This is a genomic window from Paenibacillus sp. FW101-FHT12H11 (genome assembly GCF_058790355.1).
On the sequence record NZ_JBYTCO010000005.1, the window covers coordinates 603,906 to 618,862 of the forward strand.

Annotated in this window: 11 protein-coding genes; 3 read left to right on the forward strand and 8 right to left on the reverse strand. The window is 46.7% G+C overall.

Features of this window, described 5'->3' with window-relative positions; genetic code table 11:
- Window positions 1-3: 3 nt before the first annotated feature.
- From AC3WTJ_RS19550 to AC3WTJ_RS19570, 5 genes are all read right to left on the reverse strand, one after another.
- Entirely contained in the window at window positions 4-975 is a 972-nt protein-coding gene (locus tag AC3WTJ_RS19550; protein WP_492523233.1) for a Gfo/Idh/MocA family protein, read from the reverse strand.
- A gap of 235 nt (window positions 976-1,210) precedes the next feature.
- Window positions 1,211-2,287: a Gfo/Idh/MocA family protein gene (locus AC3WTJ_RS19555; protein ID WP_492523234.1), complete on the reverse strand. Its 1,077-nt coding sequence runs from the start codon at window positions 2,285-2,287 to the stop codon at window positions 1,211-1,213.
- A gap of 32 nt (window positions 2,288-2,319) precedes the next feature.
- Window positions 2,320-3,141, reverse strand: coding sequence for a carbohydrate ABC transporter permease (locus AC3WTJ_RS19560; protein WP_492523235.1), 822 nt, complete (start codon window positions 3,139-3,141; stop codon window positions 2,320-2,322).
- Window positions 3,138-4,013 carry a carbohydrate ABC transporter permease gene (locus tag AC3WTJ_RS19565; protein ID WP_492523236.1) on the reverse strand — a complete coding sequence of 292 codons (876 nt, stop codon included), beginning with the start codon at window positions 4,011-4,013 and terminating at the stop codon, window positions 3,138-3,140. Before AC3WTJ_RS19565 ends, AC3WTJ_RS19560 begins: the two co-directional genes overlap by 4 nt.
- A gap of 40 nt (window positions 4,014-4,053) precedes the next feature.
- Window positions 4,054-5,418 (reverse strand): ABC transporter substrate-binding protein, encoded by a 1,365-nt coding sequence (locus AC3WTJ_RS19570; RefSeq protein WP_492523237.1) that lies wholly within the window; start codon window positions 5,416-5,418, stop codon window positions 4,054-4,056.
- Window positions 5,419-5,635: 217 nt separating this feature from the next.
- Between AC3WTJ_RS19570 and AC3WTJ_RS19575 the strand changes: the two genes are divergently transcribed.
- Both AC3WTJ_RS19575 and AC3WTJ_RS19580 read left to right on the forward strand, forming a co-directional pair.
- Window positions 5,636-7,531, forward strand: a complete 1,896-nt coding sequence (locus tag AC3WTJ_RS19575) for a sensor histidine kinase (RefSeq protein ID WP_492523238.1) — start codon at window positions 5,636-5,638, stop codon at window positions 7,529-7,531.
- The gene (locus AC3WTJ_RS19580; RefSeq protein WP_492523239.1) at window positions 7,503-8,270 is read left to right on the forward strand and encodes a response regulator transcription factor; all 768 of its coding nucleotides are present in this window, start codon (window positions 7,503-7,505) and stop codon (window positions 8,268-8,270) included. Before AC3WTJ_RS19575 ends, AC3WTJ_RS19580 begins: the two co-directional genes overlap by 29 nt.
- Window positions 8,271-8,332: 62 nt before the next feature.
- Here AC3WTJ_RS19580 and AC3WTJ_RS19585 read toward each other — a convergent pair whose 3' ends face one another.
- Window positions 8,333-9,622: a hypothetical protein gene (locus AC3WTJ_RS19585; RefSeq protein WP_492523240.1), complete on the reverse strand. Its 1,290-nt coding sequence runs from the start codon at window positions 9,620-9,622 to the stop codon at window positions 8,333-8,335.
- 133 nt (window positions 9,623-9,755) lie between these two features.
- Between AC3WTJ_RS19585 and AC3WTJ_RS19590 the strand changes: the two genes are divergently transcribed.
- Window positions 9,756-10,562, forward strand: coding sequence for a helix-turn-helix domain-containing protein (locus tag AC3WTJ_RS19590; protein WP_492523241.1), 807 nt, complete (start codon window positions 9,756-9,758; stop codon window positions 10,560-10,562).
- Here the strand turns inward: AC3WTJ_RS19590 and AC3WTJ_RS19595 are convergent.
- Window positions 10,531-12,180 carry a hypothetical protein gene (locus AC3WTJ_RS19595; protein WP_492523242.1) on the reverse strand — a complete coding sequence of 550 codons (1,650 nt, stop codon included), beginning with the start codon at window positions 12,178-12,180 and terminating at the stop codon, window positions 10,531-10,533. The genes AC3WTJ_RS19590 and AC3WTJ_RS19595 overlap by 32 nt on opposite strands.
- A gap of 2 nt (window positions 12,181-12,182) precedes the next feature.
- Window positions 12,183-14,942: a beta-N-acetylhexosaminidase family protein gene (locus tag AC3WTJ_RS19600; RefSeq protein WP_492523243.1), complete on the reverse strand. Its 2,760-nt coding sequence runs from the start codon at window positions 14,940-14,942 to the stop codon at window positions 12,183-12,185.
- Window positions 14,943-14,957 lie beyond the last annotated feature (15 nt).

The following is a 14,957-nucleotide window of genomic DNA, read 5'->3' on the forward strand; positions in this document are numbered from 1 at the left end:
TCGTTATTTCACGATCTGCTCCGTTCCTGTCTCACTTGAAGCATATATACTCTCGATGACAGAAACGACCGTTTTGGAATACGCTCCGGAACAATCCAGCCAAGTATCATTTGTAATCGCATCCATAAAATCTAATAATTGCTGGACTAAAGGCTGCTCAGCCGGTTTCAGCAAGACTGGCCCGTACAAACCGTCACGGCTTATGGACAGGCCCTTCCCCGTCTCCAGCTTGAGCATACCTTTTGTAAACATAAACTCTGTTTCATTACGTGAAACTCCTGGATACCCGGATTGCGTAATCACAGCGGAAACACCGGAGGAGGTTTCCATAAAAACAATCCCGCTGCCTTCAACGTCACCCCGTTCTTCATGGAAGCTTACGGATGCCTTCACCTTGGTGACCCTGCTTTGTGTCATCCATTGAATTTTATCAATCGAATGCGCCCCCAGATTCATCATGATGCCTCCACCTGCTTTACTCTTCTCAAAGAACCACCCGGGTCGATCTGCTCTATAGTAGTTTACGTTCCGCGTATCATTAATCATGACAAGCTTTCCAAGCTCGCCGCTCTCAATAATTCGTCTAACTTCAATATTCTCTGGAAAATAGTGTTGCGTATGACCAACCATTAGCTTAACTTCATTTCGCTCAGCTGCAGCAATAATCTCATCGCATTCCACTGTATCTAAAGCCATCGGCTTTTCAAGTAAAATATGAGATCCTTGCTCGGCACAGCGGATAGACACTTCTTTATGTAAAAAATGTGGCAGCGCAATCACAGCTATATCCGGTTTTTCTTTCTGCAGCATTTCTTGATAATCTGTATAAGCCTTAATTCCATACTTCTTAGCCGTCTCCAAGGCCAGAGATTCATTAATCTCAACAATGGCGACAGGCTTCAACCCGTCAATCTCACTTGCTGCCTCTAAATGTTTGACACCTATAGCTCCTGCGCCCAATACGGCCAGCTTCATATCTGCTATCCCTCCCTCTTGTGCTGTCTATTGTTACTGTCCACCTTAATTCTAATAATAGTTGTAATAATGAGAAAAATAAATCTGCAGTACTACGAATTATGCACATAATTACGAATCATTCGAATATTAGTGAATCTTCCGAAAAATCGACTATTCTGCGAAACGCTCCAAAAACAAAAATAGACCCACAGCAGTACGCTGAGGATCTACCTGTCATATATCGAATTAACTTTTACAGTTCCAAGCAAAACTCCTTCAAAACATCGTTTACTTTCACGGGGTTGCCGCTTTCCATGCTTCTTTCCATCGCTGTCAGAATCGAAAGAGTGTGAATCCCCTCCGCCAAATCCGGCTTCGGCGTTTCGCCTTGTTCCAGACAATCGGCAAAATATTCAATGTAATTTTGATACTCACCCGCATGATGGCTTGTTCCCTCGAAACGAAAATAGTACGGAAATTTCTCGTCGAACGTATGGGTCACAGGCTGCTCCGGCGGAAAATGCGTATGATACAACAGATTGGAGTAAACAGCTCTACTCGTCCCTTTCGTCCCCCTGAGTGTACAGCTTATACCTGGATCAACATGCTGCAGCGATGGTTTGGTGTAGGAACCGGCTACTTGGGCGATTCGCCCTTCCTTATCTTTCATCACAAATCTCATCGAATCCGGCGCCGTTAACCCGTACTCCTTGTTCGTACTGCTCGAGTGCCCGTAACCGAACACTTCTTCGATCTCAGGCAAATACCATTTGGCCAGATCAACGGCGTGAATCATAAAATTATACAACCAACTGAACCCATGCTGCCTGCTCCAATCTTTCTGCAAAAACCAGCGAGAGTCCGATATGTAAAAGGTTTCTACGGTATCCACTTCACCATGGCGGCCGGCTAAGAAATCATTGCGTTGATGAATCATCGGCTCAAAAAATCTGGAGCTCTGTCCCACAAAAACATGTTTGCCCGAGCTTTTCCATACACCAAGCAATCCGCTGGCTTCTTCCAGAGAATGAAGCATCGGTTTGGTTACAATAACATGTTTGCCTGCTTCCAACGCCATTTGGATATGCCGGCCGTGCAATTGATCCGGTGTATAGATAGCTATGACATCTATCTCAGGATCATTGAGCAGATCCGCGTAGTTAAGCGTATATCGCTCAAACCCGAATTCATCCCTACGCAGCTTGCACATCTCTTCATTAATGTCGCAAACATTGACTAGATCCCAACGTTCGCTTTGCAGCGCTGCAGAGATAATACTGCGTCCTTCCCCAAGCCCGATAACGCCTAGTTTGTATGTGGGCTTATTCATGGTGTGTCCAACTCCTTTTTATTAAAAAGTAGCTATCCTTTGACGGACCCGGATGTCATCCCGGAAATGATATATTTTTGGCCAATGAGATAGATGACGATGACCGGCAGTGTTGTAAGCACAATATCCGCCGAAACTAAGTTCCAATTCACCTGAAAACGTCCATAAAAGTTGTAAACGGCTAACGTCATCGGCCACTTCGTCGAAGAGTTCAAATAATATAAGGGAAGCACGAAATCGTTCCAAGCACCCATAAAGTTCAAAATAGCGACTGTCACGATGACTGGTACCAAAAGTGGAAGTACAATCGCGTAAAACAGCTTGAATGGAGGGCATCCGTCCACAATCCCTGCCTCGTCTAACTCTTTTGGTACAGAGGCTACGAATCCGTAGATGAGAAATACACTGAACGGGATCGAGCCGACGGCCAGCAAAATAATGATGCCAAGCTGTGTATTAATGAGATGCGTCATTTGCATGACTTTGGTTAAGGTAACAAAGTTGACTGGCATCGCGATGCCCATGATGACGAATAAATAAAGAATCCGATTCATGCGCGTTCGGTTTCTGGAAAACACATAAGCCGCAATGGAAGCAAGTGCAATACCTAACACGGTTGATACACTGGCGTAGAGCAGACTGTTAAAAAACGACTGAATTAGTTTACCTTGTTCAATAACAACGGCATAATTGCTCCACGCCAAGCTTTTCGGCAGGTTCATACTCATTGTGTTTGCTTCGAGCTGTGTTTTCAGTGAATTGATGACGATCAGCAGCAGAGGAATGAACATGAGCAGGCTAAGAACCCAAGCAAACACGTTTCGAAGCAAGGAGATAACGGGGTTCATTTTCATGCGCTAATCTCCTCTTCTTTGGCCATCAACCGAATCACGAAGTAGCCGACAATGGTCATGAACAAGAACAGAACGGTTGACAAGGCTGTCCCTACGCCATACCTTCCTTGCGAAAATTCCTTGAAAATCGTCGTATACAGCACATCCGTCGCATAGCCCGGACCCCCATTCGTCAGAACGTACACAACCTCAAAGACCTTAAGGCCATGCAATAAATTGAGCACGGTGGTAACGACGAGAGCAGGCATCAGAAGTGGGACCGTAACATATTTGAACTTTTGCCAGCTATTTGCACCATCGATCTGTGCCGCTTCATAGTAGGTTTTCGAGATCGATTGCAAGCCGGCGAGCAGGATGATCATGATGTACCCTACACCCTTCCACGTATCGACGGCGATTATTGATTTGAACGCCCAATTCACGTCAACGAGCCACTTTTGCGTCAGGACATCTAAGCCGATTGCTCGCAGTGATTCATTCAGAAGGCCTGTAGCAGGATTAAGAACGGATTTGAAAATAAGGCCGACCACGAGCATCGGAACGATCGAAGGCATGAAAATCATCACTCGGTGAAATCCTTTCATTCGAATACCCTCATTAAGAGCGATGGCAAATGCAAGTCCGAGCAACGTCTTCAGAATCACCGTCGATACCGTAAAATTGAGCGTGTTCATAATAAACTTCATGTATTTCTCATCGGCTGAGAACAGCGAGCTGAAATTATCAAAACCGATGAACTGAATGTCATTGGAATACATGTTCCAATCGGTGAATGAATAGTAGAAGCCCATCAATCCCGGTATGATAAAAAAAATCAGATATAACCCGAGTGTCGCCCAACTGAAATAAGAAGGATAAATCTTATTGTTCATAGCGGTAAACTCCCCACTCCGAATAGAATGCTAATCTCTTTTATTTGGCCCAGGCTGGGTCTTTGGCCACCCCTGCCATGTCTGCTCTTCGCTTATCAATGCTTTTCAGCACATCGATTGGCTCCATGGCCTTGCTGAACATCGCAACCATATCTTTCCCCATATCCATCCATTGCGGATTGACATAGTTGACATAATCCTGGAGGTCAGTACCTCTCTTTGGATAAGCCGCAAACAGCTTTTTCTGCTCGTCGGTATATTTATCCTTAAGTCCTGTGAAGTTCAGATTCGAGACCGTTTTGTCGTTATCGACCATATATTGCAGATTTTCCGGTTTGGCTAAAAAGGCTAGATACTGCTTCGCCTCTTCGATATGTTTCGACCCGGAATAAACGAACTTACTCGGACCACCCGGATTGATGTAATAAAATTGATTATCGGCAAGCGGAATCGGGATGAATCCGAAGTCTTCGGTTTTCAGCTCGGGATTAATTTTGGTGACATCACCTGGGGTGCTTTGTGTCGACAGGGACATGGCAAATTTACCGCTAGCCAGTTTGTTCGATGTATCCGAACCGGTGTCAGAGAACGTGTTATCACCAAAAAATCCGAGATCATACATTTCCTTCATCTGAGTCAAGGAGGTTTTCATGCTTGCATCATCAACAAATTTCTTTTTGTTTGCGTTCAGATCGTTGTACAGATTAGGCGTAACTTCGTCATACCGAGGTCCCGGTTCTGCGAACCAAAGCACATGGTGCCAACCGTCTGCAATAGGTTCATAAATCGGCGTTATGCCGGATTGCTTAATTTTCAAGGAAGCTTGCTTGAACTCTTCATACGTTTTTGGCACGCTGATCCCGAGCTTCTCATAAATCTTTTTGTTGTATACAACGACAAAACTATTGCCGGTATCCCAAATCGTAAGCGCATACACTTTTCCGTTTAGTGAAAGCTGCTCCAGTGAAAGCTTATCCTCCCGCTTGGTCCACTCTTGATCGCTCAGATCAACGGCATTTTTTTCTACGTTGTAATTTAAACTTATCTCACTTTTACCGCTTTGGCCGCCGAATAGATCCGGACCTTCCTTGGCATTCAGCTTCGTCTTCAGCACATTAAAGTATTGATCGGCTGGAATAATTTGATAGTCAATACGGATGCCGGTTTCGCTCTCGAACTTTTTGGCCAGCTGCATCTCCGTATCCTTAATCCAACCTTGGCTTGCAATATACGTTAGCGTCACGTCTTTCTTAGCGGGGGTTTTGCTCTCAGTTGCAGATGTTTCGCTTTTTCCTGCGGGCGTTGCAGCACTACTAGTCGCATTTGGCGCAGATCCACTGCTGCATCCTCCAACCAATGCCACGGTAACTACAGATACGGCCAACATCCATAACGGCTTTTTCACAACACCACTCCCCTTGGTTTATGACCCTCATAAATCCGCTTACATTTCGGATATGCCCTCATTATAGATGCCTTGCCCGTTATCTAACATGGAGAAATCCGACTCCTTTTATGCACAAATTTGACTTGCATGCGCTTACAAGAAAAGCTTTGACAAAACGGTCGACCCGATGGAAAATGAAAACAACTAAGGCACACCGACCGTTTGGAGGCAGCTTATGTGGACTAAACACCGCAACATACGCTCGATTCTTTTCTCCACCTACTCGTTCATTATCGTTATCGTGTTCACCGTTCTGGTTGCCTGGTTCTATCTATGGGCCTCCGATCTGCTGCGGAAGAATGCGACGGATACCTTGGAAAGCATGGGACAGTCCATGCAGGACAACATTGATTCCGAGTTCCATAAATTAAACGATGTTTCGTTGAATGTGATGTACTCCAACCTCGTGAAAAATCATTTTCAAAGCTATCTTTCCCTCACAACCAACTCGGAAGCGAAGCAGCAACCAGAGAACGTTAATGTCATCAGCGGCGAGAAATCTGTGCAAAATGCCAAAGAATTGACTGACATCCTCACGGCTGCAATCGGTCCATCTCGGCCTGTTGAACAGCTGTATTTGTATGATTTCAAAAGCAAAGTATACGGTAACGGCTTTGATAATGGAGAACGAAGCTATGTCCCCCAAGATAAGCCTTGGTTTAACACAGTGATGAATAACGCAGCTGGAAAATACATTGCTCTTCCTGTCCCCGACGAGGAAATGTCACGTTTCATCTCCTCCCAAGAGAAGCAATTTTCGATTTCTTTATTCCGTCTTTTCTACGATAACTACAATACGCCAATGGGGATTATCGAAGTGAAGCAGTACTTTAATCGCATTTTCAAAAGCGCTATCGATTTTACTGAACGCAATCCCTACCAAGCTAAAGTCCTCGTTTACAATGATGCTAACGAAATCATCTATCCCACGAATGCAGATAAAGAACGATACTTGCCCTATATGCAGTATAAGGGAACGGATGGTACAACCGGAGACCAATCCTTTTACAATCAGGATACGGGGGAGAAGGCGCTGTTATCGCTGCATTACTCCGACTTTACCGGGCTCAGTACGGTCATTATTGTGTCTGAAAACAAGTTGCTGTCGCCTCTTTTCACCTTTGCGAAGCGCACGGTGCTAGTAGCCCTGGTTATTTTGCTGTTGGCTATTTTACTATCCTTTCTTGCAGCAAAGCGAATTACAATGCCAATTCAAAAAATTCATCGTTCCATGCGAACCATGCGGCTGGAAGACCTCGGCACTGAACGTGTTGCCGCACCTCAGTTAAATAGCGGATTAAACGAACTGGACCAGTTGTATTGGTCGTTCATGAAGATGAGTACGCGGCTAAAGCAATCCATGGATGATTTGCTAATGTCTCAGCATCAAGAACTGCAAGCGAAACTGATTGCTCTGCAGACGCAAATGAATCCGCATTTTCTGTATAATACATTAACGACAATCCAGGTTATGGCGCAGGAAAATATGAACGCGGAAATCGTTGCCATGACCGAAAATATGTCCGACTTTCTTCGTTATTTCTCAGCAGACGGTTCCCTGGTCGCTCTCAAGGAGGAAGTTCTGCATACCCGAAAATATTTGGAAATCAATCAAATCCGTTTCGGGCGTAAGCTTCATTTCGAATTTGACATCGATGAGCAGCTCTCAGAACTGCGAATACCAAAGCTTATTATCCAACCATTAGTGGAAAATGCGCTCAAATTTGCAACCAAACATCAGCCGCCATGGACGATTCGCGTGAGAGGAACAATCTCAGGTAATCTTTGGCAAGTTGAAGTTGCCGATACGGGAGAAGGTTTCAGTGAGGAAAGTTTAGCGGTTCTTCATCGGAAAATAAGGGAAATTGACAAAACGAACGTACTTCCTTTACTCCAATTAAACGGGATGGGACTGTTAAATATTTATATCCGCATGAAACTTATGTACGGTAACGATACTATTTTCAGGATTGTAAACGACGGGCAAGGCGCGACCGTCATGATCGGCGGAACACTTTCGCAAGGAGGTATCAACGAACACCATGGTCACGGAGGAACGGCTGTTAGTTAAGATCATCGTCGTCGAAGATGAGGATTTGATTCGTAATAATCTGGTTAAGCGAATTGAGAACCTTTGCGGTACGGTAAAAGTCATCGGCGCTGCGCAAGACGGTAAAGAAGCGCTTGAACTGGTGCGCCAAGATCAGCCAGATCTTATCGTGACGGATATTCGCATGCCCGTTATGGATGGGCTGGAGCTTATCAAGTCGCTTGACAGCTACTTTCCTCGCATTCGCAAAATTATCGCCAGCGGCTATGCCGATTTCGCCTATGCCAAGGAAGCTATGCAGTATAATGTCAAAGATTATCTGCTCAAACCGGTTTCAACGGAAGAGCTTCAGCGCGTGCTGTCTCGCAATATTTCGCTTATTGAGAATGAGAGAGCTCAGTTTCAGGACCATCTAAAAGGTTTGAACATGCAAACGGCACAAAATCCAGAAGATATCGTTCAACTTGTCCGTGAGTTTATGCGTGAAAACTTTACCAAAGAGCTAAGCCTTGAGCAAATTGCACGGCATTTCAATTTCACAGCCTCATATTTAAGCAAAATTTTTATCAAATACACCTCCGAACCTCCCTCCCGCTACCTGATGACACTGCGCATTAATGAGGCCAAATATCTGTTGACGCATTATCGCAATTTAACGATTAAAGAAGTTGGCGAACGTGTCGGTTACCTCGATCAGTTTTACTTCAGCCGAATTTTTAAGCAGATCACCGGCTTCACTCCCAAGGAATATCAAAAATAAAGGCTGCCGATTTCATCAGAAGGGAACCCTTCTCGACGTGGATCGACAGCCTCGTTTGCTCCTTAATAATTGCCGGCAAAACGGCTCGGCGGCGGCACATTCCCTTCTTTATCGAAATTGTCCATGTACACGGCTCGTTTCGCCACAGTAACCTCGGCTGCATCCAAGGCTTTCACGTTGTCGCCCTGAAACAGTTCATCAATAATCCATTTCTGCCCGAACCCGGCATGAACCACCTCATCGGCCCAATCGAAGTCTTGGAATGTCGTCATTAACGGGTCCTTGACGACATCCCGGCAGAATTCCCACTCTTCTCTTTTTCCCGGTGGATATTTCATCGCAGCTTTTTCTATGGCAATGGTTAAATGCGTATATGCTTCTTCGCGATTAAACAATTGGCTGGTCATATCATACCAGCCGGTCCAATTCGGGATGGCATGGACGTCGTAGCCCTTACTCCGCAGCGCCGCTTCTCCGAACCAGCAGTGCCTGACCTCGTCCCAACAATGTCTGGCCGTATCATAGTAAAAGGACCACGGCTTCCCTTCCGTAGAAAAGTGCACATAAGCGACACCTTCGGCAGGCGACATCTCGAAGTAACGGGAAAGCATCATTTGAAGAAAACGCCCTTCATCATTGTCTTCGAATGTCATGCCCTTCATTTTGACGACGGACGTTTGAAACCGCTCATCTCTGGTGCTCGCAATAGGGAGCTGAAAGGGTTCCGTCTCCACAATCAAACTTGGATTGGCCGGTATCTGGTCCTCGCATCCATCAACGCCCCCAGCTGCTTGCAGCAGCGCTTGAATATACTGCTTCCAGCGCTCTGCGCTCTCTACCTCTTCCCCGCTGGCGGATGCCATAAAGTGAGCAATCGCCTGCTCGCCCCAAACCATTTGCCCTTTGCGGTCGCTGAGCTGATGCTGCAAAAGATGGATCGTCGGTTCATCCACGAGTGGTTGAGCTTCAGATAGATACCTGTTCACCGCATTGATTGATGCTGGCTTCAGCACCTCAAATAAAGCGACCAGCAAGTTTAGGGTATTGGACGATTCCAATATTGTCGTCATCAACAGATCTAATGCATCATCCGGGCACTTCTCAAATGCTCTCACGCCCATCCGAAGCTGCTTGCAGCGGTTGCGGAACTGGTTATAAAATTCGGCATCCTGCCAAGTGAACCGAGCTAATGCTCCTTTTACCTCATATTCAGGCCGTGCCGTCATGTGTCCCGCTTCGAGATTCATACAACGCCGATCAACGTACGCAATGCGCTGAAGACGCTTAGCCGACTCCTCAACGGACAAACCAATTCGATCCCATTGTTCGATTCCCATAAACGGATGCAGCATTGTAAAACATCTCCTTCAAATGTTTGTACTAAAGATATTTTGAATAACTTCATATTACGGATAAATCAGTGTAAAATGAATTCACTACAGGTCGAAATCTTTGTACTTTTCTACATAAAGGAGAAACTCGAACGTGGAATTCACCTCACAATTCGGCTTAAACAGCAACTTCGGCAAAGTCACATGCGAACGGACTTGGAAATGGGATACTCGGCAGCAGCCATTGGAAGATTTCGATCTCTGGTACGCTTGGAGCGGTTCGGGCACGATGCTGCGAAACAGTTTGACATCCCCCATCGGAGGCGGGACATGTTTCGTATTCAGACCGGGAGACCGCACAGCCGCAAGCCATGATCCTCAGCAGCCATTAACCGTCACTTATATTCACTTTTCTTTGGCTGATTATCAGAAATTGCTTCCTTCAATGCCATCTGGTACTCATATGGTGAAGGATCGATACCTTTTTGAAACTTATCTCAATCGTTATGTTGAAGCGATGTTGGAGAACACGTCAGATTCCGCTATTGAAGGAAAATTGTTGTTAACCTTGATGCTGATGCAGTTAAAACGCGAGGAAGAACAGCCGGCCTTGCACCCAACCGATCATACAACCTCGCTCATTCGAATGCTTGCTCACCGTATCCGTCAGACACCTGGCATTCCACATTCGATGGAATCATTGGCGGAGAATGCCAACCTATCCCCGCGCTATTTTTCTCTCAAATTCAAAGAAATTATGGGGATATCCCTGGAACAATATATCATTCAGACGCGTATTGAGCGGGCTGAACATTTGCTGCGCTATAACGGGATGAATGCCTCTGAAGTCGCCGAAGCGTTGGGATACAAGGACTTGTCTTTCTTCAGCAGGCAGTTTAAAAAAGTAAAAGGAAAAAACCCTTCCCAAATCAGGAAAGAAGGGTTTCAAAATCCAAAGTAAATCCTGCGGAGTCTTTCTTATATATTCTAAGTTCGGTACTCCCGAATTTTTGTACCCAGCAATCCTGGCTCCCGAGAAATGGCACCGCTGCCTCAAGTGCGTTTTCATCCAGGAAACTATCGACTGTCAGCCATACGCCATTTCCAAATGTACGGGAATCGCGCCATTTCTCGGAGAGCAGCCATTTCCCAATGATCACGGTTGCCCCTTCTTCCGCTTTTCTTCGGACAGCGTGGAGCGTTTCATCGGTGATTCGGGAACCCGCTACGAGAATCAGTTTCGGGTGGCCAATCTGCTCAGCTCGCACGGAACTATCAAAGACGAGAACATTATTAACCGGGTAAAAGAGTGTATGAATCGCCTGGGCAGACATAAAGTCTGCTCCTTGCTTTAGCGGAAACTGCTCAAACGGCACCCTTTGCTTTAACTCATGGCGCGGGAAATGAAAGCCAGGAATGTGCATACAGCTTCCATGCGATGGTATAGTGCCATGGCTGAGCAGATGCCACACTTCAAATATACAATTCGTCTCCTCAGGGCTCCTGCTGCTGCGGTTTCCAAATAAACGGGCGTTCTGTCCGTAATTGCTATCGTCCGAATGGATGATGACAATGTCAGGAGCAGCATCAGCATGCCGCCAAGAAAGCGGATGGTCGGGGACGAAATCCCTCACGAATTGTTCCCAGATCTCGCCAAACTCGGTTTTAGTGAACCGGGTGCCATCATAGGCAAGCAATGCGTCCACATTTTCCGTAAACAGGTGTGTCGGGGACATATAGTACCCTAACTTTAGGGCAGATTCGTACTCGGCAGGAGAATGTCCGGGAAATCCGGACGTCCGGGTAAACCAAGCTCCAATATCCGGTCCCCACAAGTCGGCACAAATCCACATGGAACGTCCATATTGCTTCGCAGCTCCAAGCGCCGTCGACAGCTGCAAGGATTGGAACGATTCCTTCATGATTTTAGGACAAAGCGTCATGCCCGCCCTTGCCATCGTATGAAACATGACGGGGAAAACATGCTCCGAAACTAAGGGAACGGAGTCCCCGTCAAAGCCGTTTTTGTTCAGTAAATCATGCACATGCTTCACCCGTTCGGAAACCGCAGCAATGACATGTTCCTCTGATTGAGCCAAGTTGAGTCCTTCGGTCTCCCCCCAATGCGGGAACCATCCATCCTTGCGATATTGTCCGGCATTGATTTGCAGATGCTCAGGCTCGTCATACAAAAGCCCGATTAATTTCCCGCTGGCTGCTGCTGCAAGGATGGCTTCATCCGGGACATCATAACGATTCGTCCCCTGAACGAACGGACCGTTAATGTTGCCATATTCATTACCCAAGATTACCTCCATCCCGGAGTTGGCCATATCATTTAACATTTCCGTTTGCCCGGACAAGTCCGGAAACATATGATGCACGTAAAACTGAGTGCCCAACTCCTGCAAAACAGCCTTATATGATGCCGGGTCCGGCAGAGGATCTTGGGATGGAGTGACCATCCCTGTTCCTGTTCGCATTAGTTGGTCGGATGCTTCCTTGGCCCATGGATCCTGCCAGGCGAGCACAGGACCTTGGAGTCCTAATTTAGGACGGTGGCCCCTATCATTTTTCACTTTTATACACCCCTTGTTGGTTGGACAATTCTCTCTGGCTGCGTATCTTCTTCCGCGCTATAGAGCCAATCCATTGTATCTGCGCTCACGCCTTCGTGGGACACATCACGTGTCATTAATCTTTGTTCACCGGAAATGATGCCTACAAGCAAATAAGCTCCTTTGCCGAACACCAGTGTATGCCTGCCGGCCTCATACGTATAAGCATGAATATTTAAACTTGGATAAAAATAGACCTTCATGCCGTTCGTCAGAACCGGCACTAATCCGCCTCGGTCATCTGCATGCGTATTTTCCTCCAAATTTGGCGCATTCAGCCACTGGGAGTCCGGTGAATTGAAATATCCAACCAAGATCATAGACTTCTCCGACAACTCAATGTCCAGATTTACGCCTTCTTTTGAGGCTTCCCGCTGGCTGAAGCGAACACCAGTCAAACCTGTCAGCTCTTCCGCGAAATTTTGAATAAAGACATCTCCATCATTGAAAATATACTGCTGCTTCTCAATCGTATACGTCTCGGCATTTTTGGAATGCAGTACGAAAGGAACGGCATGATAAGGCTCAATTTTACCACCTGTATCCTTCAGAACTGTTGGTAAACGACCTTCTTGTAAACGCTGCACCTGTTTCGTTAAATTTTCAAATTCCTGCTCATAAAGGGGCAGACAGTCTCTCCAATGACCATAGGTTTCTCCATTCGGGAATGGTACCTTGCGTTGAGGTGTTTGCATGCTGTTGGCGTACAAGTACGTTTGATTCGTCAAAGCACTAAGCTCTCGATAATTCCTAAGGCTCTCTTCTACATGTGTCTGCGCGCTTTCCAGTAAGTCAGTCCGCTCGAAATAACGTCCTCCGACCGTATGCTTGTAAGTTAGAATGTTGATCGCTGCCCTAACTTTATAGGTGTAGGAGTAAGTCATAAGCCGAATCGCTTCAATGTCATTGGCAATTCGGTCGAACTCCTCCTTATTCCGGCTTACTGAACTGCTTGCTTTACGAATCGCAACTACTGCTTTTTCCGTGTCACGTTCAACTTCCAGGATAATATCCTCAGGCGTCTCTCCGATATGTGGCATGCCTCCAATTTCCTTAACAACATATTCCTCCAGACGCTCACCTTGCGGAGCTTGACATTCCCATAACTCCTTCCAAGGCATATAGCGATCAGGGTTGGTCAATTGACTGAGTGTCATGCCCAGACTCATCGTCTGCCGATTCCCCTCGGTAATCCCAAAGCGGCGCAGAATTTTGGGTGCACATTCACCTGATTCCTCATAGGCTGTCAGGATCAACTCTCCTGCTTCTCTGCTACCGAAACGCTCGGCGAGAAGATCTATCCAATAGCGTCTCTCCTGTTTGGGATCTCTGTCCGGATTCCAAGCATAACGAAACCAGGATGCAAACCAGATCCAATCGCGATCAAACTGACGCAACCGAGGTGCAGCCTGATCCGGTGAATACGGCCAATCCCAGTAAAACAACGGGTACAAGTGAAGCCCGTTCGCGCCAAGCCGGTATTTGGCCGCCTGCATGCTTTTTTGAATAAAAGAGGGGCTGCCCCAACGGAATGGCTCCAAATTGGCCAAAATATGCACGTTGATCATGTGAATCGTCTCCAGCGAACTAAGGTGATTATGAATGCTCTGCCAGCGCCCTCTAGGTGTGAATGTGGTCAGAGACTCTCCATTAAACTTCGCTTCTGTATAGAGGTTTGGATAATGCGGGAGTGCGGCAGCCATTACGTTCTCCGCGTTGATGGCATGCGAACGGACGATGATCGGCGGTTTTTCTTTCAGCTGCAAATCCTTTAACCCCTCATTAACCCCTTCAAGAATCGTTTCCGTTAACCATTCTGCTCCATAGAGCTGTCCCTGCAGCGCCTCCCCTAGGCATACCATCAAACCTACATTGGGGAATGTGCGGACAAATGCCGAAATGCTCTTTTTATAGTAGTCGCTAATCAGTGGCGTGGGTTTCGGTTGGTGCAGCTCCAGGCCATGCTTCTGTGCAAACGGCAGCGGAATATGGATATTGTAAAATTTAAGAACGATCCAAATGCCGCGTTTATTTCCTTCCTCCGCCAGCCAATGAAAGGTTTCTACGTTCAGCTGAAACTCGTCTTCCGTCACTTCGAGCGCTTCCGGGTAATCGTCAAGCTTCACGAAGGAGGAGAACGGATGCCCCGTCCAGATGTAGACCACATTGCAGCGCTGCGCTAAGAGCATATCAAGGAAATCAAGCCAAAGGGCCTTATCGTAAAACCAAGGAAATCTCGCCGGTGTCACGGGGTATTCATAGGTGCGGCGGGGAGGCTCTACCTTTGTTTTCTGCAGCCCGAGTGCGGGTCCCCGCAGCACGAATGACGGCGCATCGCCAAAAGCCAATCGATCGGGCAGCCCCTTCTCTTCACGAAGGATAGCTGCCAGTTCTTGACACCCATATAGTGTACCAGCATCGCTGCCGCCGGAGATGACGGTCAATTGACCAGGAAGCGTAGCTAAATAAAAACCTTCTTCCTCAGGAGCCTGCGTATGATAACAGAGGATTTCCTGCTCCTCCAGAGATCGGATCAAGTCGGATTCCTGACGGTTGCCGATGTAGATTTTCGTCCCAACCTGCTCCCGATAATTGGTTGCCATCCATGGTTCAGACGTTTCAACATGATAACCTTGGTCTTCCAGAGCCTTTGTAAGAAGTGCCGCACCAAACAAAATTCTTGGCGCTGCATGATCTTGTACGGACAGATAAATCGTTTTCATATCCATTCCTCCCTG

Bases quoted from the DNA above. Each gene is read 5' to 3' on its own strand.
- AC3WTJ_RS19575 (WP_492523238.1), top strand. From the start codon at position 5,636: ATGTGGACTAAACACCGCAACATACGCTCGATTCTTTTCTCCACCTAC.
- AC3WTJ_RS19580 (WP_492523239.1), top strand. From the start codon at position 7,503: ATGGTCACGGAGGAACGGCTGTTAGTTAAGATCATCGTCGTCGAAGAT.
- AC3WTJ_RS19560 (WP_492523235.1), bottom strand. From the start codon at position 3,141: ATGAAAATGAACCCCGTTATCTCCTTGCTTCGAAACGTGTTTGCTTGG.
- AC3WTJ_RS19600 (WP_492523243.1), bottom strand. From the start codon at position 14,942: ATGAAAACGATTTATCTGTCCGTACAAGATCATGCAGCGCCAAGAATT.
- AC3WTJ_RS19555 (WP_492523234.1), bottom strand. From the start codon at position 2,287: ATGAATAAGCCCACATACAAACTAGGCGTTATCGGGCTTGGGGAAGGA.
- AC3WTJ_RS19550 (WP_492523233.1), bottom strand. From the start codon at position 975: ATGAAGCTGGCCGTATTGGGCGCAGGAGCTATAGGTGTCAAACATTTA.
- AC3WTJ_RS19585 (WP_492523240.1), bottom strand. From the start codon at position 9,622: ATGCTGCATCCGTTTATGGGAATCGAACAATGGGATCGAATTGGTTTG.
- AC3WTJ_RS19565 (WP_492523236.1), bottom strand. From the start codon at position 4,013: ATGAACAATAAGATTTATCCTTCTTATTTCAGTTGGGCGACACTCGGG.